The 25,453-nt window shown below is 33.3% G+C and carries 22 protein-coding genes and 2 pseudogenes; 7 read left to right on the top strand and 17 right to left on the bottom strand.

Annotated features, from left to right (window positions below; genetic code table 11):
• Positions 1-491 precede the first annotated feature (491 nt).
• Both AC3OCB_RS00985 and AC3OCB_RS00980 read right to left on the bottom strand, forming a co-directional pair.
• On the bottom strand, positions 492-1,457 hold the full coding sequence (locus AC3OCB_RS00985; RefSeq protein WP_498340294.1) for a glycosyltransferase family 2 protein: 966 nt from the start codon (positions 1,455-1,457) through the stop codon (positions 492-494).
• A gap of 826 nt (positions 1,458-2,283) precedes the next feature.
• On the bottom strand, positions 2,284-3,414 hold the full coding sequence (locus AC3OCB_RS00980) for a glycosyltransferase family 4 protein (RefSeq protein ID WP_498340293.1): 1,131 nt from the start codon (positions 3,412-3,414) through the stop codon (positions 2,284-2,286).
• A 1,593-nt stretch (positions 3,415-5,007) separates the two neighbouring features.
• Here AC3OCB_RS00980 and AC3OCB_RS00975 point away from each other — a divergent pair.
• Complete coding sequence (locus tag AC3OCB_RS00975; RefSeq protein ID WP_498340329.1) at positions 5,008-5,673, top strand: FkbM family methyltransferase; 666 nt, start codon at positions 5,008-5,010, stop codon at positions 5,671-5,673.
• Positions 5,674-5,905: 232 nt separating this feature from the next.
• Here AC3OCB_RS00975 and AC3OCB_RS00970 read toward each other — a convergent pair whose 3' ends face one another.
• Positions 5,906-6,850, bottom strand: coding sequence for a hypothetical protein (locus tag AC3OCB_RS00970; RefSeq protein WP_498340291.1), 945 nt, complete (start codon positions 6,848-6,850; stop codon positions 5,906-5,908).
• A 98-nt stretch (positions 6,851-6,948) separates the two neighbouring features.
• On the opposite strand from AC3OCB_RS00970, the gene AC3OCB_RS00965 reads away from it, so the two are divergent.
• Positions 6,949-7,470 (top strand): hypothetical protein, encoded by a 522-nt coding sequence (locus tag AC3OCB_RS00965; RefSeq protein ID WP_498340290.1) that lies wholly within the window; start codon positions 6,949-6,951, stop codon positions 7,468-7,470.
• A 54-nt stretch (positions 7,471-7,524) separates the two neighbouring features.
• Complete coding sequence (locus AC3OCB_RS00960; RefSeq protein ID WP_498340289.1) at positions 7,525-8,433, top strand: hypothetical protein; 909 nt, start codon at positions 7,525-7,527, stop codon at positions 8,431-8,433.
• 783 nt (positions 8,434-9,216) lie between these two features.
• On the opposite strand, the gene AC3OCB_RS00955 is transcribed toward AC3OCB_RS00960, so the two are convergent.
• From AC3OCB_RS00955 to AC3OCB_RS00895, 13 genes and pseudogenes are all read right to left on the bottom strand, one after another.
• Entirely contained in the window at positions 9,217-10,551 is a 1,335-nt protein-coding gene (locus AC3OCB_RS00955) for a hypothetical protein (RefSeq protein WP_498340288.1), read from the bottom strand.
• 495 nt (positions 10,552-11,046) lie between these two features.
• The gene (locus tag AC3OCB_RS00950; RefSeq protein ID WP_498340287.1) at positions 11,047-11,583 is read right to left on the bottom strand and encodes a hypothetical protein; all 537 of its coding nucleotides are present in this window, start codon (positions 11,581-11,583) and stop codon (positions 11,047-11,049) included.
• Positions 11,580-11,912 (bottom strand): hypothetical protein, encoded by a 333-nt coding sequence (locus tag AC3OCB_RS00945; RefSeq protein ID WP_498340286.1) that lies wholly within the window; start codon positions 11,910-11,912, stop codon positions 11,580-11,582. Before AC3OCB_RS00945 ends, AC3OCB_RS00950 begins: the two co-directional genes overlap by 4 nt.
• A 1,254-nt stretch (positions 11,913-13,166) precedes the next feature.
• Positions 13,167-13,994, bottom strand: a complete 828-nt coding sequence (locus AC3OCB_RS00940) for a hypothetical protein (RefSeq protein ID WP_498340285.1) — start codon at positions 13,992-13,994, stop codon at positions 13,167-13,169.
• Between the two features lie 453 nt (positions 13,995-14,447).
• Entirely contained in the window at positions 14,448-14,588 is a 141-nt protein-coding gene (locus AC3OCB_RS00935; protein ID WP_498340284.1) for a hypothetical protein, read from the bottom strand.
• A gap of 78 nt (positions 14,589-14,666) precedes the next feature.
• Entirely contained in the window at positions 14,667-15,233 is a 567-nt protein-coding gene (locus AC3OCB_RS00930; protein WP_498340283.1) for a hypothetical protein, read from the bottom strand.
• A gap of 282 nt (positions 15,234-15,515) precedes the next feature.
• Positions 15,516-16,883 (bottom strand): hypothetical protein, encoded by a 1,368-nt coding sequence (locus tag AC3OCB_RS00925; RefSeq protein ID WP_498340282.1) that lies wholly within the window; start codon positions 16,881-16,883, stop codon positions 15,516-15,518.
• Between the two features lie 447 nt (positions 16,884-17,330).
• Positions 17,331-17,597: an FkbM family methyltransferase gene (locus tag AC3OCB_RS00920; protein WP_498340328.1), complete on the bottom strand. Its 267-nt coding sequence runs from the start codon at positions 17,595-17,597 to the stop codon at positions 17,331-17,333.
• Positions 17,598-17,638: 41 nt separating this feature from the next.
• Entirely contained in the window at positions 17,639-18,964 is a 1,326-nt protein-coding gene (locus tag AC3OCB_RS00915; RefSeq protein ID WP_498340281.1) for a zinc ribbon domain-containing protein, read from the bottom strand.
• Entirely contained in the window at positions 18,936-19,547 is a 612-nt protein-coding gene (locus AC3OCB_RS00910) for an IS607 family transposase (RefSeq protein ID WP_498340280.1), read from the bottom strand. The genes AC3OCB_RS00915 and AC3OCB_RS00910 overlap by 29 nt, the downstream gene beginning before the upstream one ends.
• A gap of 9 nt (positions 19,548-19,556) precedes the next feature.
• Entirely contained in the window at positions 19,557-20,198 is a 642-nt protein-coding gene (locus AC3OCB_RS00905; protein WP_498340279.1) for an FkbM family methyltransferase, read from the bottom strand.
• Positions 20,199-20,633: 435 nt separating this feature from the next.
• Complete coding sequence (locus AC3OCB_RS00900) at positions 20,634-21,089, bottom strand: hypothetical protein (protein ID WP_498340278.1); 456 nt, start codon at positions 21,087-21,089, stop codon at positions 20,634-20,636.
• Positions 21,090-21,213: 124 nt separating this feature from the next.
• Positions 21,214-21,461: pseudogene (locus AC3OCB_RS00895) on the bottom strand (recombinase family protein); the annotation flags it as partial.
• 1,056 nt (positions 21,462-22,517) lie between these two features.
• On the opposite strand from AC3OCB_RS00895, the gene AC3OCB_RS00890 reads away from it, so the two are divergent.
• From AC3OCB_RS00890 to AC3OCB_RS00875, 4 genes are all read left to right on the top strand, one after another.
• Positions 22,518-22,994 carry a hypothetical protein gene (locus tag AC3OCB_RS00890; RefSeq protein WP_498340277.1) on the top strand — a complete coding sequence of 159 codons (477 nt, stop codon included), beginning with the start codon at positions 22,518-22,520 and terminating at the stop codon, positions 22,992-22,994.
• A 1-nt stretch (position 22,995) separates the two neighbouring features.
• Positions 22,996-23,688: a hypothetical protein gene (locus tag AC3OCB_RS00885; protein ID WP_498340276.1), complete on the top strand. Its 693-nt coding sequence runs from the start codon at positions 22,996-22,998 to the stop codon at positions 23,686-23,688.
• Entirely contained in the window at positions 23,681-24,094 is a 414-nt protein-coding gene (locus AC3OCB_RS00880) for a type II toxin-antitoxin system VapC family toxin (protein ID WP_498340275.1), read from the top strand. Before AC3OCB_RS00885 ends, AC3OCB_RS00880 begins: the two co-directional genes overlap by 8 nt.
• A 497-nt stretch (positions 24,095-24,591) precedes the next feature.
• Positions 24,592-25,161 carry a PaREP1 family protein gene (locus AC3OCB_RS00875; RefSeq protein WP_498340274.1) on the top strand — a complete coding sequence of 190 codons (570 nt, stop codon included), beginning with the start codon at positions 24,592-24,594 and terminating at the stop codon, positions 25,159-25,161.
• Between the two features lie 74 nt (positions 25,162-25,235).
• Here the strand turns inward: AC3OCB_RS00875 and AC3OCB_RS00870 are convergent.
• A pseudogene (locus AC3OCB_RS00870) lies at positions 25,236-25,379 on the bottom strand (RNA-guided endonuclease TnpB family protein); the annotation flags it as partial.
• Between the last annotated feature and the right edge of the window lie 74 nt (positions 25,380-25,453).

Genomic DNA, 25,453 nt, shown 5'->3' with positions numbered 1-25,453 from the left:
TAAGTTACGAACTTCCTCCTCACCCTTCTGTCCTTATTCTTGTTCATGATATGAGGAAATTTCTGCTTAGTACTATTAGTTCTATTTTGTCTTAAGGCTTTTCTGAAATAAATTTTAAGTTCTTAGGACTAACTATGATCCGGACAAAGAAATTAATAGGAAAGCTTGAAGAACTCTACAATTAACGAATTTGTTATATATAAACAAAAAGGAAAGGAATTGTGGACATGAATAAAGAGTAGTAAATTAGTTTTAAACTATTTTCGATTTCCATGAGGGTTATTTTACTAAAAATTTTCTAAACCAATATTCTATTAAAGAATAATATCTCTTATGAAAATATTATAAATTTTAAACCAACAAGAGATGTTTTTATATTTGTGAGATTTAAGCAAGAGTGGATCATATTATCATAAACTTGACGATTAAAAGTTATTCAAGCTAATTTCCCCAAAGAAGTAAAACTATTTATTTTAAAAGAGCATGAGGTTTTAATATGATAATGCCCTTTTTTGTAGCCAAAACGCTAACCTATATGCCATTTTTTTTAATGGAATGGGAAGAAACGACGCCAAATAAGCAAAAATAGCGTATCTATTTACTGTTGATGCTAAAAATACATCTCTAGTGCTAAGTTGGACCGCTCTGTCCCCTGAGAATTTTGCCAAAATTTTTTCAAAAGCTAGATATTGTTTAGACAAATGTTCAATCCTTGTGCCTTTTACGGCATTGAAAATTACCTCATGATCTCTATAGAACAGCATATGAAGTTCATTGAATTTCTTTATAAATCCTTCGAAATCTGACAGTTCAAAATATGTGTTTAAACCAGTAACTCTATATATAGAAAGAGATGAGTTCCATATCATAACGTCATACCTTGAAAGAAAATACAGTCCGATAAACATGTCAACTAATATTTTCACTTCACGGATAAGCCCGATATAATCTAATAAAGGATTTTTTCTAAAACATAAAGTGGAATTGTAAAAACATGTCTCATATCTTAATGCTTCATTTATGAATTGCTTGTTAAGAATGGAATTGTGAATGTAAATTGGATTTTTGGGTGTTGGAGAAGGGGCCAATGGAGATTGTTTTTGCCCTATATATTTTACTCTTATCATTGGATTCTTAAATAGCCCCAGCTCAGGGTGTTCCTTAAATGCTTCGTATACGGTTTCCAATTTGTTATGGAGAAATAGGTCGTCGTCTTCAAGGAGACATATTATCTCTCCCTTTGCATTTAGTATTCCTTCAGCAATCTTTGGCCCCAACCACCTTTCATTTGATTTTATTATCTTAACTCCTTCACTTTTTGGCAAATCTACGTTAGTTACAACAATTATTTCATACATATCCCTATCTAACGCTTGGTTTAAAACAGAGTTTATTGCTTCCCCTACGTATTGAGTTCTGTTATACACTGGAATTATTACTGAAATATATGGATTCACAGTAGTAGAAATATTGTAATATTATTAAATTTATCTAGTTTTCTGTCTTTTCTTAATATGGTCAACACAAAGGTAGGGATAAAAGGATTAATAACCTTTGTTTTATCCTCTTTTCTAATTCTCTTCTTGTCTCCCTTGTTTCTTTATATAGAAAAGAAGCTAAACTCCTTTACCCTGCCGCAATTAGCACTGTTATTCCAGTTTTTTCTTACTATCACGCTCGTAAGCTCTCTATTTATAGTATAAATTATGTATTTCCTTGTGTGAGGTAGAGTCTTTGACTATTTTTGTCCTCAAATAAGATCGCTTGGAGGTTGTTAATAAACTATTGTGAGGCTTTAATCAATTGAATAAAGCAAATGGAAGTTTGCCCTTGAGTTGTAAGCCGAGCTACTATGTGCCTGTATATCAGGTGAGATGAGATTGGAAGCGATAAATATATAATATATCCTCAATATTTAGCCTTCCCAGAAAGATTTGCCCTTAGGATCCTTTCCTTACTAACAAAGCAAATGATGGATTCGCCAGAGAAAGAATAGTAGAAGAAGAAATATTGAAGTTTATATAGAATTAGTTATCAAAACAAACTTCTAGTGACAATTTTAAAGATATATTCAAGGCATATAATTCTCGTTTAGACATGTAACATTATGACAAAGGAAAAATTTGTGTCATTCACAGAACTTATATTAAGATAAATGCAATCTCGAAATGGGATATAAAAGAACTTTTTGAATGTATGTTTACGAAATTCGGAGTTTATTTTTCCTTAATTGTTTAATGGAGCAAAGGAGAATATAGGTTTATTAATACTTCAATCCTAAGCTTATAGTAAAGAATTCTTGAGTAGTTTACTATTATTTAAATCAATTGCTTTTTTAATATGTTCTTCCAGAATCTTTACTTGCTGTGAATAGGTAAATTTAGATGCTGTTTTTAATCCGTTTTCTATTAATCTTTTTCTTAGTGCTTCGTCTTCAATCAATAATGAAATTTTCTCAGCTAGCATTTCTATGTTACTAGGCTCTACAATCAAAGCATTATAATTATCAATGGCAAAGTCCTCTGTTCCATAGGGTGTTGTAATAACAGCACAACCACTTGCCATTGCCTCCAATGGTGGTAATGGGAAACTTTCATATGTGGAAAATGTTATTTGTATGTCCGAGTTGGAATACAATATAGCAAGTTGTTCGTCGGTTAAATTTTTATGAAATATAACGTTTTTATTATCAAAATTTATACCTTTTGGTGGTTTAGAACCATAAAAATGAAGAATAATTTTTTTATCAGGGATTTTTTTTCTTACTAAGTCATAGGCTTTATATATTCCCATCGCATTTTTCCAACCTCCTTTTCCTAATGCTACTATATTTATAACCTTACCATCTCCTTTAGGTGCATTTCGAGGATGAAAAATATCGTGCTCTACTGCATTATACACGATAGGATACTCAATGCCAGTAACTGAAGCTATTTTTCTTTGAAGCCAACTAGAATTGACCACTTTATAAATTGGAAGAAAGTAAGTATCATATACAAATTTTTTCATGATAGGATCGTCGAACATAATAGTTTCAAAGTGTTGTATGTGGTAAAAAGGAGTAGATCCATCAACGCTTTTCCAGCTAGCTGCATAAGCAGATGGAGAGAATGTAGCAACATGAACATCAGCCTTAGGAGACATATCCATTAATTTTTTGATCATTTCTACTCTATAAATTAAGTTTCTATTTTTATTAAGTTTACTTAATAAATAAATATAACCGGAATAAAATTTTGTTGCTGATATTATTTTTATATCTTTTGAGAAAGGGAACCAATTGGTATAATACAAAGTTGTTAATGTAACTTCATGACCAAGTTTGGCTAATTCGTTCATAAAGTTAAATAGTACACGCACCCCTCCAGTTTTTGGTGTGCTAAAAATCATATAATTTATTTTAAGTAATTCCATTAATTTTCCCCTTTATTCGATCTCAATAATAACTTTATGAACTATGTTAATACCGCAAATAATAAGTGTTTCTATAATAATCCTTATGTATAAACTGACACATAATATTCTATATAATAAAATAGTATTGTTGTTATAGGGATACCTACAAGTAGGGTTAAAAGAGCAAGTAACTTTTGTTCTACACTCTTTTCTATTTCCACTTATTATGTCCCTTATTTTTGTGTCCCGAAATAAAAGTGAACTTATCCCCTTTACCACTAATAAGTGAACTTACTCAGCTTTTTCTTACTGCCACATTCGAAAACTATCTGTCCATAATACCGATTGTACATTTCCATGTATGACTGGCTCTCTACCTCTATGTTATTATTTCATACGAAGAAATATAAACCTAATTCTTCTTTACTCGCTTATGTTATTTAATATAACGTTATCGCATAAAGTCTACAACCTTATGATTTCCTAATAGTTGGGAGGAATCCTTTTTAATTAGTTTATTTTTCATTTTTAATCACTAAGATGCTTATATGTAAGGTTTGTATAAATTAAGTAGAGTAACTCTTGTTAATCGTTTGTATTGATGCTCGCAAAAATTATATGAACTTGGAAGCTTAACCTTTAATGTTTAAAGTCTTAAGTCTTACTTAATTCTAGGTAATGTATCAACTAAGATTAGAGGCAGTAATACTGAATCAGCCCACTCAACTAGCTTTAAAGGGTTTTACCCTCAGTAATACATTCTATATCTCTTAGCGTATATGAAAAGTCGATAGTAATCATCAACTTAGTTAGCTAAGATCGAGAACAGTTACCGAGTTCACAGTCTATAGCTAAAGGATATTTGGAACCAAGGAAAGGATTTGTACTAACACTACGATATCTATTGGTAACGACTTGGCATATGAGATATCAGTTAACTCAAATATAATTTGATTATTTTTAATAGCTTTTAAAATTCTAAATTTTAGTCCTTTTCCAAATACTATTTTAAACCCGTAGTCTTATAATAAACCAGAATAGGTTCTGAACATTATTGTGATATTTAGGATCATGCTGTTAATTAAATCAAAACAAGAAAATGAGTTTAAGACGGAATATTTAAAACCTTCTCAATCTAATTTGAGCAGCCATGTTCCTCTTCTTACTATTTTTATTATATGGTTTAGCGTTACCGTTTCCAACTTGTTTAACTATCATTATTATTTAAACCTGATGACCTATGATTAGGCTAACGAATGTATCTATAGAAATATATACTTCTAAATTAGGTAGAATAGCAACAAGCAAACGAGTACTTAAAATATGAAAGGCATAACTGTTAAATGCAACATTTAATAAGGAGATTAAAAAGAAATAAGGTATGAGCTTAATCGAGATAATATCTCGTTATAAAAAAGCTTATCGAAACTGGGTTTCCGTGTTGTATAATATATATAAAGCTAGAAATTTAAGCGATAAATCGAACTATAAAATAAAGGTTATTCTTAGGAGTAATGAAAAAATGCGTGAAGTTAATCTTGAATTAGCATTCTTTTACACTATTTTACTTAAATATCCTAATATTAAACATATTGACATAAAAATAATGAAATTTCTTTTACATTTAAGGGATTCGAGCTAGAATTTATTGAACCTTGGAACGGGGATCTTGTCGCAGTTTTCGCTAATGAAGAGTACAATTTTTTAGATCCAAAAAATGAGGTAGTTATTGACATAGGAGCTAACATTGGTGACACTCCTATTTATTTCTGCGTTGAAGGAGCCAGACAAGTCATTGCATTAGAGCCTTATCCTTACACTTTTAAATTACTCTCTGAAAACGTAAACATAAATGGTTGTACAGATAAAATTATATCGCTAAATGCAGGATATGGCAAAGATGGATTAATGAGAATAGATGAAAACTTCATACCAAATTCTTCCTCTGATTTGAAAGAGAGCAAGGACGAAAAGGGTATGCTAATAAATCTGTATTCTTTAATAACGATACTTTCAATGTTTAATATCAAAGAGGCAGTGTTAAAAATGGATTGTGAAGGATGTGAATACAATCTATTAAATGAAGACAGAGATACAATAAGAAGGTTCAAAAGAATTCAAATTGAATATCATTATGGTTATGAAGAATTGTATAATTATTTAAAAGATAATAATTTTGATGTAAAATATACAGAGCCTAGGAGTAGTTACAATCCCTATGCGTCCAATCCTAGTATGAAAGTAGGCTATATTTATGCCACAAGAAAAGAAAACTAAAATTGTAATTTTATAGCACTTATAATTTCAAGTTCTTAGAAATCCTCAACAAAAGTAAACGTTAATTTGATAAGGGATCTTGCCGTATTTATGTATATTAGCCATGTTAAAGGTTAATTAGACGTATTCATATTTACTAGTAGTATTTAATCTTGGTAAACTCTATATTCACGTCTCTCATAGCTTAGACATTTAAATTCTCTTTCATCATGTATAAGAAAAGTTTACAATACTACTTCTTATTTAGTTTTATTATTTCTCTCCAGGCCGACACTCCAATTAGGAAACCAGTTATAACAATTAGCGTTACTTGAATAATTGGGAACTGTAGCTTGATATTTGAATTATTACTAGTAGATACCGTAATTACCTTGTAAACGTTATATGCAGGATAAGTTATATTTACTGTAGCTGGTGAATAGAGCTTTAGTGATAGGTTTCCGCAACTACCAAAACCGGAAGTGTAGTCTTTGTCATTTACGTAAACGATATAATGTGCTGGTATATTAGCTATTACATAAAACTTAAGGGGAAGTACAGTATCAGTATCAGTTCTAATACCCACATATCCTATACTGTCCCAAGGTACTCCAGTATTATATTTCACAAGATAGGTAGAGCCATTAATAATGATTGAGTAGACGCATACAGAGTCATTCTCACTTTTTGTGAACATAACTGTATAATTACCAGAAGTAAAAGTTGGTAATTCAGTTAATGCTTGGTACCAACCATTTAGTTTATCTAACCAGAGTATTCCGCTCCAAGCCACTAAAATTTCATAAGTTCCCATTTGTCCATCTCTGCTTGTTAACGAGAAATTAGAACTGTAAAGTACAATCCCTGGATTACCCGAAATTTCACCTACAACTTTCCCTTCAAATGATACTACTAATTTAGAGGCATTGGTCATATTTACTTTATCAACAGCCCAATATTCCCCAAATCCTTGATAGGCGGTGTGATTATCAATTTTCAATATTTTAGTCCCAGGCGTAACATGCTGAAAGTTTGTCGAGTTAATTATTGTACTTGCTAAAGAGAAAGCTATTGTAAAGCTTTGCCCCCAATAAACGCTCTTAGGATGATTTACTTCGATTACGTAATTTGCTGAAAGCACGGAAGACGGCAAGATGATTAACGTCAAGAAAAGCAGAGATAGTAGCAACTTATGCATAAAAATAAACAGTGATATAGGTTTATAAAAAGCTCTGATAAGACTTAGCTAGGTTAGCACAAAGCTAAACTTTTTATTCGTTAATCTCTTTTATCTTCGTGGAATACAAAGAAGTAATTGCAGGCTCCCTCCTTATCCTTTCTTCATTCTTCCCTCACTACTTCCTTTCTTCTCTCTTTCTTATTTACGCCTTTGCCTCCTTCTTTAGGCTTAAGTATTTCCCTCCCTTTGTTTCAGTAATTCTTCTTTTTTTCTCTCCTTTACACGCCCTTCTTTCAATTCTTCCTTATCCTCTCCTCTTTGTAGATAAGAAGCTAAGTATCTCTTATTTTCTCTCTCTAGCTCTCTCTTTCCTATTTGACGATCTCTTACTTCTTCTTTCTCTTTCAACTTTAGAAAGACGAGGAGTATTTTTATCGGGTTTATCCCTTTTAGTTTCCTCTGTGCTGATCCCTTCTCTAGGAGATAAAGCTTATATGTTGTTAGTTGCAGGCGTTATTTCAGCCCTTGTAGAGGATAGACTTTCACCTAGAATTTCTTTCGTTGCTATTTCTTCTTCTCTTTTAGTCAACTTTCATCTTTACTTCCTTCTCCCCCTAACTCTCACTTTCTTCCCTTAGCTAGCAATTCCTTTTGCTTACTTTAATCCCTACTTACTTTTTCTTACTCTTAAAGTGCTGGAAAAGAAGTTTAAGTATGCTTCTGCCCTCCCTGCTCTGTTTTCTTTTCTTTTACCTTCTCTTTCTCTAGTTGATAAGAGACGAACAGCGTTATATCTCATTCCGCCTCTAGTTATCGACGTTTATTTCTTTCTTTCAGGCAACTATAACAACGTCGTGTTTCTGTCCCTTTCTCTTATCTTTCTCCTTGCCGTTTATCATTTACCAGTGAAGTCGATTGTTAAGACACTTTACCGCATTTACCCATCTTTAATTTCTCTATCACTACTTCTCCTTGCTGTTTATTTCTATTTCTTCAATTTGATGTACTTTGCCCTTTTTTCTTTAACCGCAATTGCAATAGTTTTTCCCTACGAAGTGAAAATTAAGGGATTGGCTTTTGCCCTTCTTTCGCTAATTAACCCATTTGCTGGTGTCTCGGTTTCCCTCTTCGAATACCCAGCCTTCTCTTTGTTAGTACCCATAGTTGGCTATTTTGTGTTTCACTACTCACTGTTAGGTTTTATCTTCATTTTAATTGGCTCTCTTTTACATTACATGAAAGACGTAAAACTGAAGCTCAACCACTTGTTCCTAGCTGTTTCCGGAACTTACTTTGTCTACTCCCTTTCCGTCTTCTTTTCTGGTGACGTAATAAAATCAACGTGGTATCTTTCTTTCTCTCTAGTTTTCTCACTCTTGACACTGCTTATCAAGGCAAAGACTCAAATAGGGGCAAAAGAGTTAATAGCTTTTGTTTTATCCTCTTTCCCGTTTCCCTTTCTATCTCCCGTTTTTCTTTACCTAGGAAAGAAAGTAGATTTATTCCCCTTATTACTGATTAGTGGTCTCTTTTCACTTTTTCTTACTGTTACATTCGTAAATTATCTCTCCATAGTACCGATTATACATTTCCACGTATGACTGGCTCTCTACCTTTATATTTATTGCCTCATTAAGGAGAAAAGTAAAACCTAATTCTTCCTTTGCTTAGTTATGTTATATGATATAACATTTCACATAAAGCCTATAACCTCATGCCTTCCTAATGATTAGGTGAAATCATCTTAATAAGTTTATTTTTCATTTTTAATTATTTAGAATATTCATATACATGGGTTGTATAAATGGAGAGAGGAACCCTTGTTAAGAGGTCTGTCAAGTGTATTAATATTTATAAATTCATAAAAATTATTTGCGCTTGAAAACTTTCAATATCTAAAGTCTTATATAATTTAGGTAGTGTATTATCTGGAATTAGAGATGGAAACACCGAATCATCGCACAGTCAATTAGCTTTACAAATTTAAGATAGGTTTTTCTCCAGCAGGGTGTTCTGTATCTTGTCAACATGTATAAAAAGACGATGGTGAGCATAAACTTAGTTAGCTAAGATTAAGAACAGTTATCGAGTTAAAGTCTATAGCTAGAGGATAGCTGGAACCGTGAAAAGGATTTGTATTATACAACTCTTGTCATAAAGTACAATACCAGGATTCCAGCTAAACTTTACTCTGCCAATGAATATTACACTTAAGTTTAATATAGTTAACTAAGTTTATTAAAGTTACAGCATACCGTCTTTGTTCATTGATTTGGAAATTTAATGTTGACTTAGTAACCGACAAAATTTTGCCTTAAATCAATGGAAAAATTTCTCCGTTATGAATGCTTGCTCATATTTATTTAGCTGTTGATTATGCTTGCTCAATGATTTAACTGAGAACTCATTAAAAGTTTCTCTGCAAGTTCTTTCTCTTCTTTCAGGAATTCAAAAATTTTATCTTTATGTCTCCTTAAATCTTCTAGATACTTCTCATCAGCATCCTCTCTCCCTACACTATATCTTGTTATACTTCCTGCTGCATATTCTAAGTACAGCATATAAAGTATCTCTTTTAACACATTCTTTAACGTATAAGTATACGCATTAATCGCTTTATCTAGTAAGTTAGGATCTTTATTTTTATATACCTTCGCTATCGCTTCATCAACGTAATTCTTTAGGTTAGAAGGATCAAGAACACTGTTAATTTTATCTGTAATTTTTCTCAGCTCGTCATATCTCCTTTCATTTGGTTCTTTTTGCATATATTGTATTATTTCATCAAAAACCTCATGTAAGCTTATTGAATTACTTGGTAATAACTTTTTGATATCTTCTAATAACTCATCTAGTTCTAAGTTAGAAATTGGTTCATGGCCAATCTTTTTTAACTTATTCGCATTAAAAGCCATTAGCATGATAAGGTTTGCTTTTTCAACGATACTACCTAGTAAACTCAATTTGTAAGCGTCAACGTCAACTAATATATCACCTAGAACAAATAAATTTATTGTTTCTCTTATCTCCAATATAAAGAGAGGTAGCAAGGCCTTAGTGAACTTCTCTGCAGAAGACGCTAAACAAAATAACATTCTATTTTCTTTTTCCTTATCTTTTCTAGTAATGTTACTTTTTATTTGTCCAGCGATCTCTAAGTCAACAATAGCATCTTGAATATACGAGGAAATTGTATTTTCTTCTATTTCCAATATTTTTGAGGGATCATTATATTTACCTATTACTTTTGATAGTTTTGTATTTTTCTTTGATAGTTTTTCTATTACTTCTAATATTTTCATATATTGCTTATATTTGTTACTAAAGTCTTTTAATATTTCTTTTGTATTTTTACTAATTTGCTCTTCAAAAAATCTCTTAATTTCATTACTGACATTTACACTATAATTGCCATTAAGTTCATAACTATGTAGCCTACCTAAAACTAAATGCTCAAAGGACATATAGTTGAGTTTTTTAAAATTAATTTTCACGACCCCTTCCTCTATTAAATTCACTAATACTCTAGTAAGGTCTGGCGAGGAAGGGCCGTAATAATCAGGCATAAAATTTAGGCCTAAATTAATCTTCTTCTCATTCTCTAAAAGAAAGAAAATCCAGTGAATTTGATCGTCATATATTTCGACATTTTTATTTCTAGCAACGTCAAGAAGAGCTATTAAGTAATCTTCGACTTTTGCTATGTTACTAGTACTCATAGATATTCCCCTTCCCTTGTCATTTTAGATTCTATGCAAAGACCTAAAAACTGTTACGCAAATTAATAAAGTAATACCTATTTTTGCTTAATATTAAAGTAATACTATTGTAATGACTTTCTATGTTCTTCCTTTTAATCTTAATTCAGTTCATAAAATAATTAATGGTTTCGCTATAAACGTCTGAAAATAATGTAGCTACAGATTATTATTATAATGGATAACTATTGTAGAGGCTCTTTTCTTTTGAATGATAGCCAAGATAGATAATCTCTAATCTAAAACCTTACAAGATTCTCTTGTTTCAATAACTGTTAATAATTGTAGACTTGCTTTTTGTAAGAATGAGTTTTTCTAGTTGTTTGGCAAAAACCATTTTACATTCTGATTGCCTAGAGAGACCTTAGGATGTAAACTGTATAATCTTTGCCCTGATCTCTCTTTCGCAGACAGTTAGTTAGCCTTCTAACTAATAAAGTCAATCTTTTTCCTTGTTCAATTCCTCATGTCAAAAAGTATAAGCTCGGGGAGTTTACTAACAGCTTTAATATGCATTATAGCGAAAGATATCAAAGTTATTGATTTATCTACTAAGAAGTCTAAAATTTGTCCCTTATGTTCCCTTACGTTGCTAAGATATCGTTCGTCGATGTCATCTCTTCCTACGCCATACCTTGTCACACTTCCCGCAGCATGTTCTAAATATAGTATATAAGCCATTATTTCTAACGCGTTCTTGTATAATTCAGCCGTAAATAAAACATCTTCCGCTTTAATCAGTTGAGTTTTAGAAATTTTCATCATAGTTCTTTCAAGGAAAATTTTAACTTCTAAAGATCTAAAAATTCTATCTATCTCTTTTATAATATTCTCTAGTTCTTCATAAGTCCTCGTTTTTGGATCTAGTGACATATAATTAAGTAATTTGTCATAAATCATCCTTAACTCTGGTGGTAATAATTCCTTTGTAGAAATCATTAACTCTTTTAATTCTTCTGACTTGGAAATAGGTTTATGACTAAGTTTTTTCATTTTTCCTCATCAAGAGGTATTAGGTCAATCCTTTGTAGGATTTTAGCAGCGTTTATTGCTACGTCTTGGTCACTAGCTGCAAATGAAGGGAAAGCTATCATAGTTCCAATAAAAGGAAGTAAGGCCTTTGTGAATTTTTCGAATGAAGAAGCTAAGTGAAATATTTCTAAGTCCTCTGTATCACTCATAACTTTAATTTTATCTTTACCAATTAATTCTGCTATAACAAATTCTAAATCGGAGAGTGCATTCCGAATAAGTTCTACTATATTATATTGATATAAGAAGACTATATTCTCTTTATTCTCTTTTGGCGCGTTATTTACCATTAATATAATTTCTAATTGGTCAAAATTTAAATTTTACGAATAATAATTTTTATAGAAATACTTGCTTTTGCTTATTATTATGGTAATACCTTAATAATTGATTATTCTGTAACTTTTTATTATATTCTTTTTAGCTTAGTTGCAATTAACTTAATTAGTTTTTAACATTTAACTTATTTGTTCTTCTTTACTTTTCATCAAAAAGGAGCAGCTGGGTTTCTATACTATAAATTCTTTTCTAGATAAATTATATATTCATTCTGTTCACAGCAAAAACTCTGGGCCTGCCCACTGTCGTGAGACATTAAGCAGTCTAACTTTTCGTCCTTTATTGCAGAAGGAAACTTACTAACTAAGTCATAATCAACTCTGCTCGTCCTTCCTTTTCTTTGTGAACATCCTAGTTATCTTCGAGTAAATGGGTGTCATTAGTGACTTATGGTTAGGTGAAATAACTTTGTAATTAACGTCCTTTAGCAAGTCCTCATATTTATAACCGAATTCTGATGATGCAATAAAATCAACATGATATCTTTTTCTGCTTAGCAGGACAAATTAGGAGTATTATTTCACTTTTCCTTACTGTCACGGCGATAAACAATATAGCCGTAACGACATTTATTCATTTCCATTTCTAACTGATTTATCTTTGTATTATAGAGATAAACGTAGGAAGAATTCCCTTACATGTTATATGCGATATTCTAATCGGATAAGTAAAACTAGGCTTCTATTTATCGTTAACATATATTATTTCATAACTTCCCCGCGTCTATGGAATTCATCTTTTACGTTTTAACTTTTTAATGTAGTCTTTACATTTTCAATTAAACTACCTGGCCTCTCATTTTGTAAATGTATAATTAATATATAATGTATAATGTAATAACTCGATGAGCTATTACTTTTCCCTGCTTCCACCAAATAGCTTTTTATTATTTTATTCTTGTTTTCAGTTTAATTTTACTTAAAGAACTTTGGGTATATCAGAATTAGCCTTTTCAATGGTTATTATCATCTCAGTGATAGGAACCGATGCCTTGCCTACATCAACACCATTTATAATAAAATCCTCCCTTCCTTCATTATATTCAAAACGGTTATCTGCAAAGTCTAAGCTAACATAAAAGCCAGAATAAAGAGTCTACGATTATAAACCTCTATGCAAAATGCTTGAACAATACATAAATCTATGTGAAGATCGGAAATGTGATACACATAGAAAATACTAGGATGTAGAGTGTGACACTTAGATCAACCGCAGGGAGGGTGTTTTTCCTCTTTAATAATCTCTTCGTAATACTTCTTATTATCAATCAATTTGAGAAACCATTTATAGCATTTCCTAAAGATCTCTTCAGCCTCTATAGCAATAGCTTCAAGTTCATTAGGCTGAAGTTTTTTGCGCTGACCGTGTTGATAGTGCACAATGCCATTTCTCGCATCCCTAAGTCGTCGTAGATTTCTCACATAATTAAAGTATTTGTAACCCGAAAACATAGCATCGAAGGCTATATCTAGATCTAGGATTTTATCCTCGACCTCAAGCTCCTCATATGACTTTTCGAACCATCTTAAGGATAACTCCAGCTGATCTGGTAATTTATCTTTCACACGATTGTAGAGCTCCCAAAGCTGACTCAGAGAATTTACCTCATCTTGTTTGAGGACATAATAAATGGATCTTGGCACGGAAATTTGAATGTTTTTCCAAGTAGCTAAGTTGACAGAAAATATATTCCCTATCTTGGAGTACCTTAATACAGCACCTCGAGATACACTACCTCCTTTAAATAGTCTCATTACTTTTATGAACTCATCTATATCAGAGCCTAAGTCAGGCGAATCTTTTTTCTGAACACCATAATTAACTTCAATACACCATACATTCAGTGGGAGAATAAGAGGCGGACCAACCATTATGCCAAGTTTCTCAAAGCGTCCCAACTTCATTAGTTGCTCTTTCTCCCATTCATTAAGCTTACGTATTCTATATTTATCTATCAATGTCTCTTCTGCGTCTTTAAGCTCGAAATTTTCAAGAATTGCCACCTCTATTACCTCAGTGTTTAGATATGTCATTGTAGATATCGTAATATATTAAATGAGTTTAAGGTATATAAATATAGAAACATTTAAATGATATAAGCTAGATTGCGTTGTTTAAGGAAATAAACCTTTCACCTTTAATAAACATATAAACGTAGTTATATTTACTCATGGCACATTTAGTGAGTGCCATATAAAGTTAGAGTAAAATACATCTCGAGCGATCATTCTTGGTAAAATTTGGATTGTGGTACGTGTCAAAATATTTGTTCTTAAGTGTTAGAGTCTACGGTAATCAAGCTATTCGAAGAGTTAAATGCAGATGCATACAAATGCACAACAGCTATGAGACAAGTTTTCTGTCTCTATACTTTAAAATGCTTTTTAAATTCGTAGAAAACCAAAAAATGATGAAAAACGATAGAGTAATTTAGGACTACGGTATCCCTTATTGAATCCTGATCTTTAACATAATTCCTTCTTCAGTTACTTCTGGGATCTTTGACCTAACAAATAACTCTTTCTCTTTATTACTGAATGCATAGTTTCACTATCTACATCCTTTTGAATTCTTCTGACAAATGCCTTTTCCTCTTCTTTTTGTTTTTCTCTCTGATATATCCTCATTCTTTGCCAGTATTATTGTAAAAAGGCCGTGCAGTCATAGACGTCCCATTAAGCATAGAAAAATGATAAAGGATTATTTTAAATATTTCGCATTAAATAAGCAATCATTGACACTTCAGCATTTGGTAAGTTAGTAGACGTAAAGTCTATTATAATAACATTTATTGTAGCACTCTCTATTATCGTTTTAGTACTATTATTTGCTCCTAACGGCACGAAATGAACTGCCAATGCATCTCCAGACTCAAATATAGTTAGTTCTGGAGGCAACAATGGTAATGTGTGACGGCCTGGGTTAGTTATATTTAATGCGTTTAATGACGGGAAATCCCCTAAATGGTCACCATTCTTAGATATTTGAAGATAACCATCTATGCTTAGAGGTTGAGTAACATAAATGTCTACTACTGCCCATATTTGCTTTGTAAATATCATAATATTTGTCTCATTTTCTTTTATGAATTGACATAATTGAAGTGACATCTTAGTCTGAATTGAGCTTTGTGCAGGATGAGCTGGAGGTATTTCAACAGTTAATTTAATTGGTACTATGTATATGTGTAATTGATTGGGTATATGTGTAATTTGCCGATTAGCCAATGCTCTCATTAATTTATCTATTATTTCTTGAGTTCTTGAAGCCATTATAATACTCATACTCTCTACAAGATATGATATACTCAGAAACGATATAAAAATTAAGTTTTAAATTAACAATAGTTTGCCCTCTCATAATGATCCCCTATTAGCGTTTCAACGCTATAAACCATAGACATTCCCGAAAACTCTAACATTTAATGATTTTAGCAAAAGTGAAGGCTATTGACGTTACCAGTTTTCCTTTACTTAATCCCCTCTAACAGAATGAAGTATAAGTAGAAAAATTGTAAAATGAGGTCGCTAGTCTGAGTCACTTAGTCTTTCTCGCTATAAGCTGGTAATAATCTGAAGCAGATCCTTTTCTCCCTTACCTCCTGGATATACTTCGTCAATAACTTTAATTCCTTTGCTAGCTAACCAATCCTTAATGTTATTTGGGGCTTTCTTAAGGGAAGCAACCATTGCGATATCTGAGCGAAGCATTTGCCTATACGGAATTATCTGGGTATCAATCTCTCCTTGCCACTCTCCAAAGTCTCTGTCTTTACACTCAATAAAGGCTTTGACTTTGATCTCATTAGCTTTCTGGAGGTCGTTGCAGTTATTAATATTACATAAAATTACTATGTCTGGCCTTAAGGCTGCTCTATTGCTACGCTTTGCCTTAGATAAATCCTGGTAAACAGGTGTATTTCTTGCCCTTTCATATATTTTCCTTATCCCGCTAGGTAGTTTGCTTAGGTCAATTTCCGCATTTTCATATATTTTCCTCAAGTACCTCGCATAGGGTAGAGGCATATTAGTAAGCTCTTGCTCCATTTCTCTTAATGATTTAGATGTATTATCTGGTAACTGTATGGAAGAAGGCTTGACACGTATAGCATCTCTAAACATACCGTCACACATGGTATGTACATCTAAGTCGAACTCATACCAAAGAGAGCAAGTACCGCAGCTACAGTTAAAGATTGCTATAGGATATGAAGGGCTTTGCTTAAAGTCTAAAGATTTGAAATTATCAGAGAATGAAGTGAAGCTTTTAAGAGCATTAAGCTTGTCTAATTCCTCAATTATGCGTGAAGCTATCCAAATCTGATGAATTTCCTTAGTTAATCCCTCTAAAGACATCTCTCTAGGTTCTTTGTTTTTGTTAGATTTATTATTAGAAGAGTAAGGTATTAAGTATGATAAAGGATAGTTTGCATTGCTTTCAATTTGACATTGAAGCAATTGGGGTAATGAGATAAATACATCTGATGTATTGCCCTTAAGTAAATTCAATTTATTATTCTTAACCGAGTCGAGAAACATTCGAATTTGTTCAATCATAGGGATGTAATACTGTTTCCAATCACCTTGAACGAATTTCTTCTCATCCGATGTTAAGTGTATAAACTCAAGATTGTTAAGATAAGAAAGAGGTCTATTTATCACCCTTTTAGATTGATATGGTAAGGCTAGGTCTCCAGCAGGATATTCATCAGCAAGACATATTATTCCAGAGTTACTAACTGAGATCTCAATGATATTTTTACCACTTAATTTACTAAGATCTACTTCATACTCAATATGATCTCCTTTATCTTGAACCGAAATAGCATATTTAGATAAATGAATTAATTTATTGTCGTCAATAACGAAGTGATACTCAGTAGATTTTCTGAGACCTCCTTTAAACTCAAAAACTTTAATCATGATGGATTCAGTTATTGGTCAAACAATAGTTATTTAAATATTATTGTGTAATCAGTCAGCTTCATCTAGGTAGTTTTATAATAACTGTTCCTAGGGTACTGGCCAGCAACTACAAAATTGTAAAAGGGATACTGGCCAGTGTCCATTTAAATGTTTTATAAATTAATAATTTACCGTATAAATCCTTATGTAACCAATTTAAGTACTTATTACCATTAACTCTGAATTTTACATCTGACAAAGAGAATAAGATAAGGTTTGTGTTCTGACTGAGTAAGATCTCATAAGTAGTGCAATGATATCATAACTCTTTGAAGAGAACAAACTATAAGAGGTTGTGAGGTTGCCATACAAAAGTTAGAATGAGAAAAGAGGAGACTTTTGAGACCCTAAAACTAAAAGCGATATTAGCATTACGTATGATGTATTCAGTTAACCTAAAGATGATTATCTTTTGAAAGCTCTTATGATTCCAATTTTCTCATCTCTTTTTTCTATCGATATTTCGAAATTATGACTTTTCAGCAAACTAGGTAAGTTCTGAACACCATTGTGATATTCCAAGACTATACTATCAATTACGTCAAAATCAGAAAATGAGTTTAAGACGGAATACTCACACCCTTCACAATCTAATTTGAGTAGCCCTATTCTTTCTTCACTTGCCATTTTTAGTACTTGGTTTAGCGTTATTGCTTCAACTTGCTTAACTATTAACTTATCGATAACATTAGGGGTTCAGCTTTCATAGGCATTCATAGACCTATGAAAGCCTTGGAGTTCATCAGGCTCAGCCACCCTCTTGAGTTCATCGGTGGCATATCATCACCCTTACCCCCTTTCGTGGCAACCCCACCCAGAGCCCTCATTTGAACCTTCCACCGAGGGATCATCTTTTTAATCACCGCACGGAAGAAGGTGCTCGGGCTCTGGGGAAAGCCACACATTTTGAGGTAGATGTTTATTGCTCCGCACAGCTGTCTGTCTAGTTCTAATCCACACTTTAAACACCTAACCACCTGCCCCTCTTGGAGCTTTACCATCCATCCTCCGCATCTAGGACAGGTGGATGAAGTGTACCTAGGATCAACTAATTTCGTTTCAGTTTTGTATTTCATATAGCTGACTATTTGCCTCCAGTTTTGTTTAGCAATCTCTCTGTTGTGGTCTTTCGAGGTGTTGAACATCCCCTCTTTGTTCAAGTCCTCGAAACCGTGCACAGCATTTGGAAATATCCTCGTGAGTGCATTAGTGAGTTTGTGCACGTAGTCCTTAGCTCTGTTTCTCTCCCTCTCTCCGTGCCTAGTCACTCTCTCCTCCACTGCGTTTTTCTTACTAGCTACGCTTTGAGCGACTTGTCTCTTTATTTCATGAACTCTGTGGATGTGGTACAGTTCACTCAAATCAATTTTTATCCACCCATACCTCGGTGAAAAGCCATCAAGGCTGAACAAGTTTGAGTCCCAACCAATATATTCGATGTGATTTTTCTCCTCTTTTGGTCTTCTGAAAGTAATTATTAATTCGTTCCTTGTCAGTATCAGCTCTCCCAGATCCAGCCCTTTAACCCTGTTCTTAAACCAAGCTTTTGCTAAGTCAAACTCTAAATATAGTTTCCTAGGGACTACTGTCACCCTGATTTTTCCATTCTTGTAGGTATAGAGCGTTTCTTTGACTCTAACAAAAAGTTTCTTGACAGTAGGTTTTGTTCTCCTTCTTTCTCCCTTAAGATAATTTCTCTTCCAAGACTTCAAAATAGAATAAGCTACTTTTATTGCAGAATCAACATAGTGGGAAGCATACACCCAGCCCTTTAACAGCTCTTTCCTAAGCGAGTTTTTAAACTCCCTAGTCTTTGGAAGCAGTGGGACGAGTCGTTTAATTTGATAGCACTTTTTCTTTCTCTTCCTTCCGCTTTCAACCTCATAGCATCTCTCCTCCCATTTTTCAACCCATGTGATGTTCTCCCAGATTATATCTACTGCTTTTTGCAACAGAGAGCGGTAGCTGAGCAGAAAATCGATAATGTTGTAGTTATGCTTAACCTTATAGCTAACGATCTTGTATGAGTCTTTTTGCACTCTCGACTACCTCCTTGTACTTACGACTCCTCTTGCCATAGAGCTTGCCAGCGAAGTGAGAGACAATCGTTATTAAGTCCTCTACCAACTCCTCCTTTGGCTCCTTCTCTTCTTCTTGATTTATCACAATAATTTCAGTGCCGTAGTTTTGAAAGAACTGCTGCAAGGTCTTGAACCCAAACCTTGTCAGCCTGTCTGGGTACGTGATAATAACTTTTGACACTTTCTTGTCCATAACCATTTTGAGAAGTTTTTGAAAGTTTTTTCTTTCCTCATTTAGCCCACTGCCAATGTCTTTGAGGATTTCAACATTCCATCCTTGTTCTTTTGCATACTGAGTTATAGCTTCAATCTGCCTCTCTAAGTCATCTCTCTGTGTGTTGGAGGATACTCTAGCATACCCAATCACTTTCTTCTCCTCATGTAGCCCTAGAATCCTCTTAATCTCTGACTCTGGGACTCTGCGTTTGCCACCAACAGTTCTGACACAGTGTATCTTTCCTTCCTCATCCCACCTTTGCAAAGTCCTTAAATTGACACCAAGCATCTCTGATGCTTCTTTCATTGAATAGAGCTTTTCCATCTTTGTCTATCAAAATATATCTTTGTCTATCAAATATTTAACTGTTTCGGAAGGCATATTACTAGGATCTGTTGAGCCAAGATCTGAAGGATAAGAGTATCTGTAGAGGCTAATAACACCTTCTTTAGCTGCAACAGCCTTGTTTAACAAGACAACCCTGTCCTCTAACCTATTCTCCTTCACGTTCATCAAAGCCAACTTGTGGTTCTCTTCATCTGGCTCTAGTGCAATTACCTTTTTCGCCCCTTGTAGAGCAAAATAGATTGCTGATTCCCCTCGATAAGCACCAACATCAATTACAACCTTGTTTTTTACATTTGCTTTGTAAAGCTCTTGGACAAAAACCTCATTAATTACGCTAGTGAAATCTAAGATATCATCGATCCTAGAGTAGAACTTTAACCCTTTTTGCTTATTTTCATATACTACTAGATTATTGGCACTGTCAATTATTTTCCATCCATGATCTTCTATATTCTTCAAAATTTTAGCTAAATAGTATGCTTTATAAATATCCATTTTGACAGATGAATTTTTGATACGTATAGTTACAACCCTACCTTTTGTGAAGTATCCCCTCAAAAATTGAAAATAGCTAATTCCAAGCTCTTTATGCAACAAACTGGCCATTCTTATTTCATCTATCAGCATTATTTCAAGTTAATAGTACTATAACTCATATAAAATTCCTCATTTCTTAGTAGAAAGATCGAGTAAAGAAGACTTAAATCTCTATCAAATAGTTAACTAGACCCTTGCCATTTATTTGTCTTTAAACGCTAAAGAGGCTGAAAAACCAGTTAATTGAAATAGAAGCGAAAGCCTTGGAGTTTCCATTTCAGAATAGGAAGTTTGTTCTCTTCGTAAGAAGTCACTAAAGTTCTTCATTCACCAGAATAGTTTTGAAACTGAAGATGACCACCAGCATTTAAAATTACTTTAACCATGTTACTCCACCCTTTGGCTTTTCTTCGCGTTGAACACGTATATTGCTATACTACTACTAAACAGACCTTTTTAAGAGCTCCTAATGAGTGCAAACTCTGGACACTTACTATCAAAGCTAAATAGATTATACAAGAAAAGTTAGAAAGGCATTATTTCTTCACTAGGAACTAGAAAGGCATAGGGCTGTAAACTTTGTGAAGTGTAAGAGATAACAAGGGTTATACTTTCCCATGTGCCATTGTAAATTTGCACTGTTAACTCTTTTTGATCCTGTAGTTTCTGATACACAGTCGCATTTTGCAACTCTACTACTCCGTTAAATGTTGACAAAGGTCCCGCATTTACAAAAGTGTTATTGAAGATCTTTAGCTTAGTTATTGGCTGGTAATATACTATATAAACAATACTACTGCTATTCTTAAGCAGATAAATTCCTTTACTTACCGTGTTTATAACTATGATAGAACTGTTCTGCTTTATTGATGTAGTGGAGTTTTGTCCCGTTATAAGACTGTTTTGCTGTGTTTTATGAGTTACCAGCACTAAAGCTACTATTGTCACTATAATCAATGAAAGTGCAATTAGGCCTTTCATTAATTTTACCTTGTTTTAGACATTTAAAAAGATTTTCAAGACTTGTACCGCTCAACAAACTAGATGCAATATTCCAAGAAAGGTGTTATGCAGAAGTAGCAAGGATTAAGGAGAGTTGAAAACGCCCTCGCTCTTTTGCATATTGGCTTATCGCTTCGATTTGTCTCTCCAAATCATCTCTCTGGGTGTGAAAGGATACTCTGGCATAACCAATCACTTTCTTCTCCTCATGTAGCCCCAAAATCCTCTTTATCTCTGACTCAGGCACTATGTGTTTACCACCAACAGTCCTAACAAAGTGTATTTTTCCCTCCTCATCCTACTTTTGCAGAGTCCTTATGTAGACACCAAGCATCTTAATGCTTTTTTCATCGAATACAGTTTTTCATCTTTGCCTATCAATTTCTATGATTGCTTACCATATTTAATTGTTTCGGTAGACGTTGAACTTTTCCACATCGCTATAGTTGTTGTAGTTGTTGAATGACCATGAATAGAAACGCTTATTAGAAGGAATGCAATTAGTATAAGTATAGGAGGCGGGGGATTCAGATCTAGTCCGGTTCATCACGATTAAGCTGTCTAGCTCTTCAACATGTCCCCCGCCCCCGTTGTTATTTTGCAGTTATATGGTTTAAAAAACTTTGCTCCTTCTATAATAGCTGAATAATTATATTGAAAATAGAATTTTGTGAGATCTTGAACTATTTGTCACTAAGCAATTTCACTTCCTTTGTATAAAGTTTAAAATTTGTAGATTTAAAATTTAGAATTAGAAGTGTTAGAGGTAAATACAGCTACGAAATTATTAACTTGGTATGTGCGTGACGACAGCATCAGCTTTTTCATTTTCTTTGAAAGCTTATAAAGATTGACTCTAAAGCCTGGACTTCAGGTATAATGATTTTTACCGCGTTCTTATTAACTAGAACAAACAAAATGAGTTATTGATGAGCTACAAACTGAGTTCATATTGGCCCTCGCCTTCTCAAAAAAGAGAAATTAGAGTAATTAATTAGTAGTTTGGAGAAGATGTTTCAGGGAAAGGACTCCTGCACAACCAGTAGTTAGCTTTTACACCCTAGTAAATTGTTTGCCCCCGAGAAAGGACTTTTGACGACCTAATTCTAAGACTCTTGAGGTCCTGCGTGATTTAGTCTACATTGCTGAAAATGTCTCCAAGCTTTCGTTTAGAAAGGCATTTTTATTTACTTAAATGAAACTGCGGAAGAGGCAACAGGTTAGAGAAAAGAGCGATGAGGAAAAAGGAGAATTTAGCTAGAACTCTCTGACAGAAAGAACTTGCGAAATGCTAAGCCTATTTTCTTCTTTTTTCTACTTCTCCACTCATAAAAAGTAAATCAGGGTACCGATTTAACTGTAGCTCATCTTTCACTTAAGGTTAAAATATTAGCAAAATATTACTAAATGAAGAGAGTGCGAATAGCTATGTCTCAGTTGCCTGATTTATCAGAGAGATTTAAGGTTAAGGATTATAGACGTGGCCATGTTAAATTATCCGATGACTCAATAGTTATTATGAGGGTTGCAATAGTTGACGTAAAGCCTCTGCAAGGCCCTTCACTATATGAAGTACAATTTGAGGTTATTCCAGCTGGTGGAATATCAATTCTTCCTTCAGAAAAAGCAATGAGTGAAGTAAAAGACAAACCAGTGATAGAGCCCGGGAAAGTACCTACAGATGGTTGGACTCTAATTGATATTATTGAAAAACAGCCAGCATACGAAGAGGTCGAGTACATATTAGATGAAAAGAAATATATAATTAGGGCAGAAATGGAAGCTTTAATGGTCTCAAAAAATACTAATTACCGCACAGTGAAAGGCGAACCAATATATAACGTTGCAGTAACCACTAAAATAAGCTGGAGAAAAGGGGAGTGACATGAACTTAGCAGTGTCGAAAGTAATTATCTCCTATAAAAAGCTAGGAAAAGAAGAGAAAATAGAAGAGTCTAATAACGAAGTTCCTAGTCCCTTAATCTTTGCTACATTTGAAAATTTTAGTAATATAGAAGAAAATGAAAATAAAGCAGAGAAAAAGATATTCTTTACTTTATTATCATCTTTACTATTACTAACTTCATTAACTTTCTTCTTAGGAGATTCGCCCCTTGCGCTTGATGAGGAGAAAGTTAATTATGATCTAGTATTTGAAAGACTTTATTACGTATTGAAATATGTAAAAAGAGTTGAGAATATAGACATAGACGAAAAAGGAGAGCCTGCATTTTATGTAAGTTATGATGATTGGATAAATTATGTTAAGAACTCTGATTTACAAGCTATTGTTTTTCCAACAAAACGTGACTTTAACTATTTAGACGCGCTAGAAGGCGTAGGAATAAGAGTAAAGTCTGTAACCGAAAATGAAGAAGCGATAACGATTTTGTTAGATGATTGTGAGAAATTAATGAAAGCAGAGTACGTAGTATTTGTATATGGTGTGTTTAATGCTTTATCAGAGAAAAGAGAAATTTTGCCAACATGCAAGGGATATTCCGATGAGGAAATGATAAGGCATTTAGATATTTCCCTTGAATTTTCAGAGAAATATTTAGGGAAATGGTATGAGTGAGCTAGTAGATACAAACATTATCATAATGTACGGGAAAGGACTGTTTGAGGTTTTAGGTAATAGAAATATTGCATTTTCTTCAATAGTTATATTTGAGTACTTAAATCATGTAAGGAAACAGTACGAGGAGTTTTTAAAGAGGAAAAAGGTTGATAGGGCTGAGGAACTTTTAAAAAGCTCAAGACAAATGATTATGGAAATAAAGAAGAGAAAAATTCCATTGCTACACCCAAACATAGATAATTTTTTAGATAGCATAGATTTAGCAGTAAAAAGAAAAGTTGATGTTGGGGATGCAGCATTAGCTAGTATAGCAAAATCTAATAACATCCAAAAAGTCCTTTCAAACGACAATGACTGGAGCAGACTATCAGATTATGTGAATGTCGAGAAAGTAGTTAAGTAAAGAGAAAACTACTCGTGAAATACTAATGTTTTAACGTTTTTACACTGGCGACTAAAGCTCTGTAAAAACCTAAAAATAATTAAAATAAATATAGAGTCATTCAAGATTATTATCCTCCTTGTGTTACATGCTATTGTCTTTAACGCAATTTTCTCATTTAAATAGTTCTGAACGCTTTAACTGTTCCATATTGCGTTTTTCCCCTCTTTCAGTAAGCATGGGTTTCTCCTCTTATCTTTGTTTCAAAACGTCTTTACATATATGTTCATCTGACATACATTTATAAGGAAAAATTAATTGCTCGACTTTTTATGTTATAGGAGATTAACATGGAAGTCTTATCCAATACTATTGCTTTCATTATATGTTAGCTTTCAATTTTGCAGTAGATTAACTAGAGGATTTCTCTTTTTTATATATGATGCTTTATGCTTTTTATTCTAGTAGACTATAAAAGTTTAAATAATCTTTACGAGAAATATAATAGTTGTGGAAAAATGGAAGTAAGAAAATTAGAGGCAGAAGCTTATTTATCTGAGTTAAAAAGAGAATGGCCAGAAATTTTCAGAATTTATGAGAAATTAAATAAAGGCGAAACACTTAATACTCTTGATATGGAATGGATTGAAGAAATTTCTAAAGAGTCTGGCTGGAGCGTGGATGATGTGGTTGACGAGATAAAGAATGCTGACAAAGAGCCTTCTTCGCGTATCGAAATATATCAAAGAATGTTTGAGGAATACTATAATGAAGCTAAAGAATTGGAAAAGAAGGGTGATAGAAGACAAGCAGGAGAAAAAATTTGGGGGGCTATTACAGCTCTAATTAAACTCTTTGCTGCTAAGAAAGGAGTTGGGGTAATTTATTGGAGTGCTGGAGAAATGGACAGGTTTATTTCTAGCAACGTAGAGGAAAAATATAAGAAACTTTTTAGAGAATTACTCTATAAGGGGCAAATACTTCATTTTAACTTTTATGAAGACAACTTGAGTGAAGAAGGTTTTAAAGAAACGTTTGACGAAGTTGTACAGTTGATAGAAGAGGCAAAAAAGATCGTAGTTGGCTGACTTCTTTCGCCCTAAAGGGCGAAGGTTCTCATGGTCTGAGTGGTCTTTCCCACACTTATGAGCAGGCGAGAGGGTCAGAGACCCCTCCCATAAAGGTTAATAACAACTGCATAGTTACGATGTTCCTCAAAGCCACGTTTAAGTGTTCTAATCTTTTCTTCGCATTTAGGACATGTAGTTGAGGAATATGATGGTAAAACGTATAAAACTTTCAAACCGTACTTTTGTGCTTACCATCCGTCTTTGAACACATTACATTGCATTAGGTATAGTTTAAGTCTGTAGTCCCTCC

It is taken from the genome of Sulfurisphaera sp. (assembly GCF_059755235.1).
The sequence above is the reverse complement of the archived record's forward strand: the minus strand, read 5'-3'. Positions and strand labels throughout refer to the sequence as shown.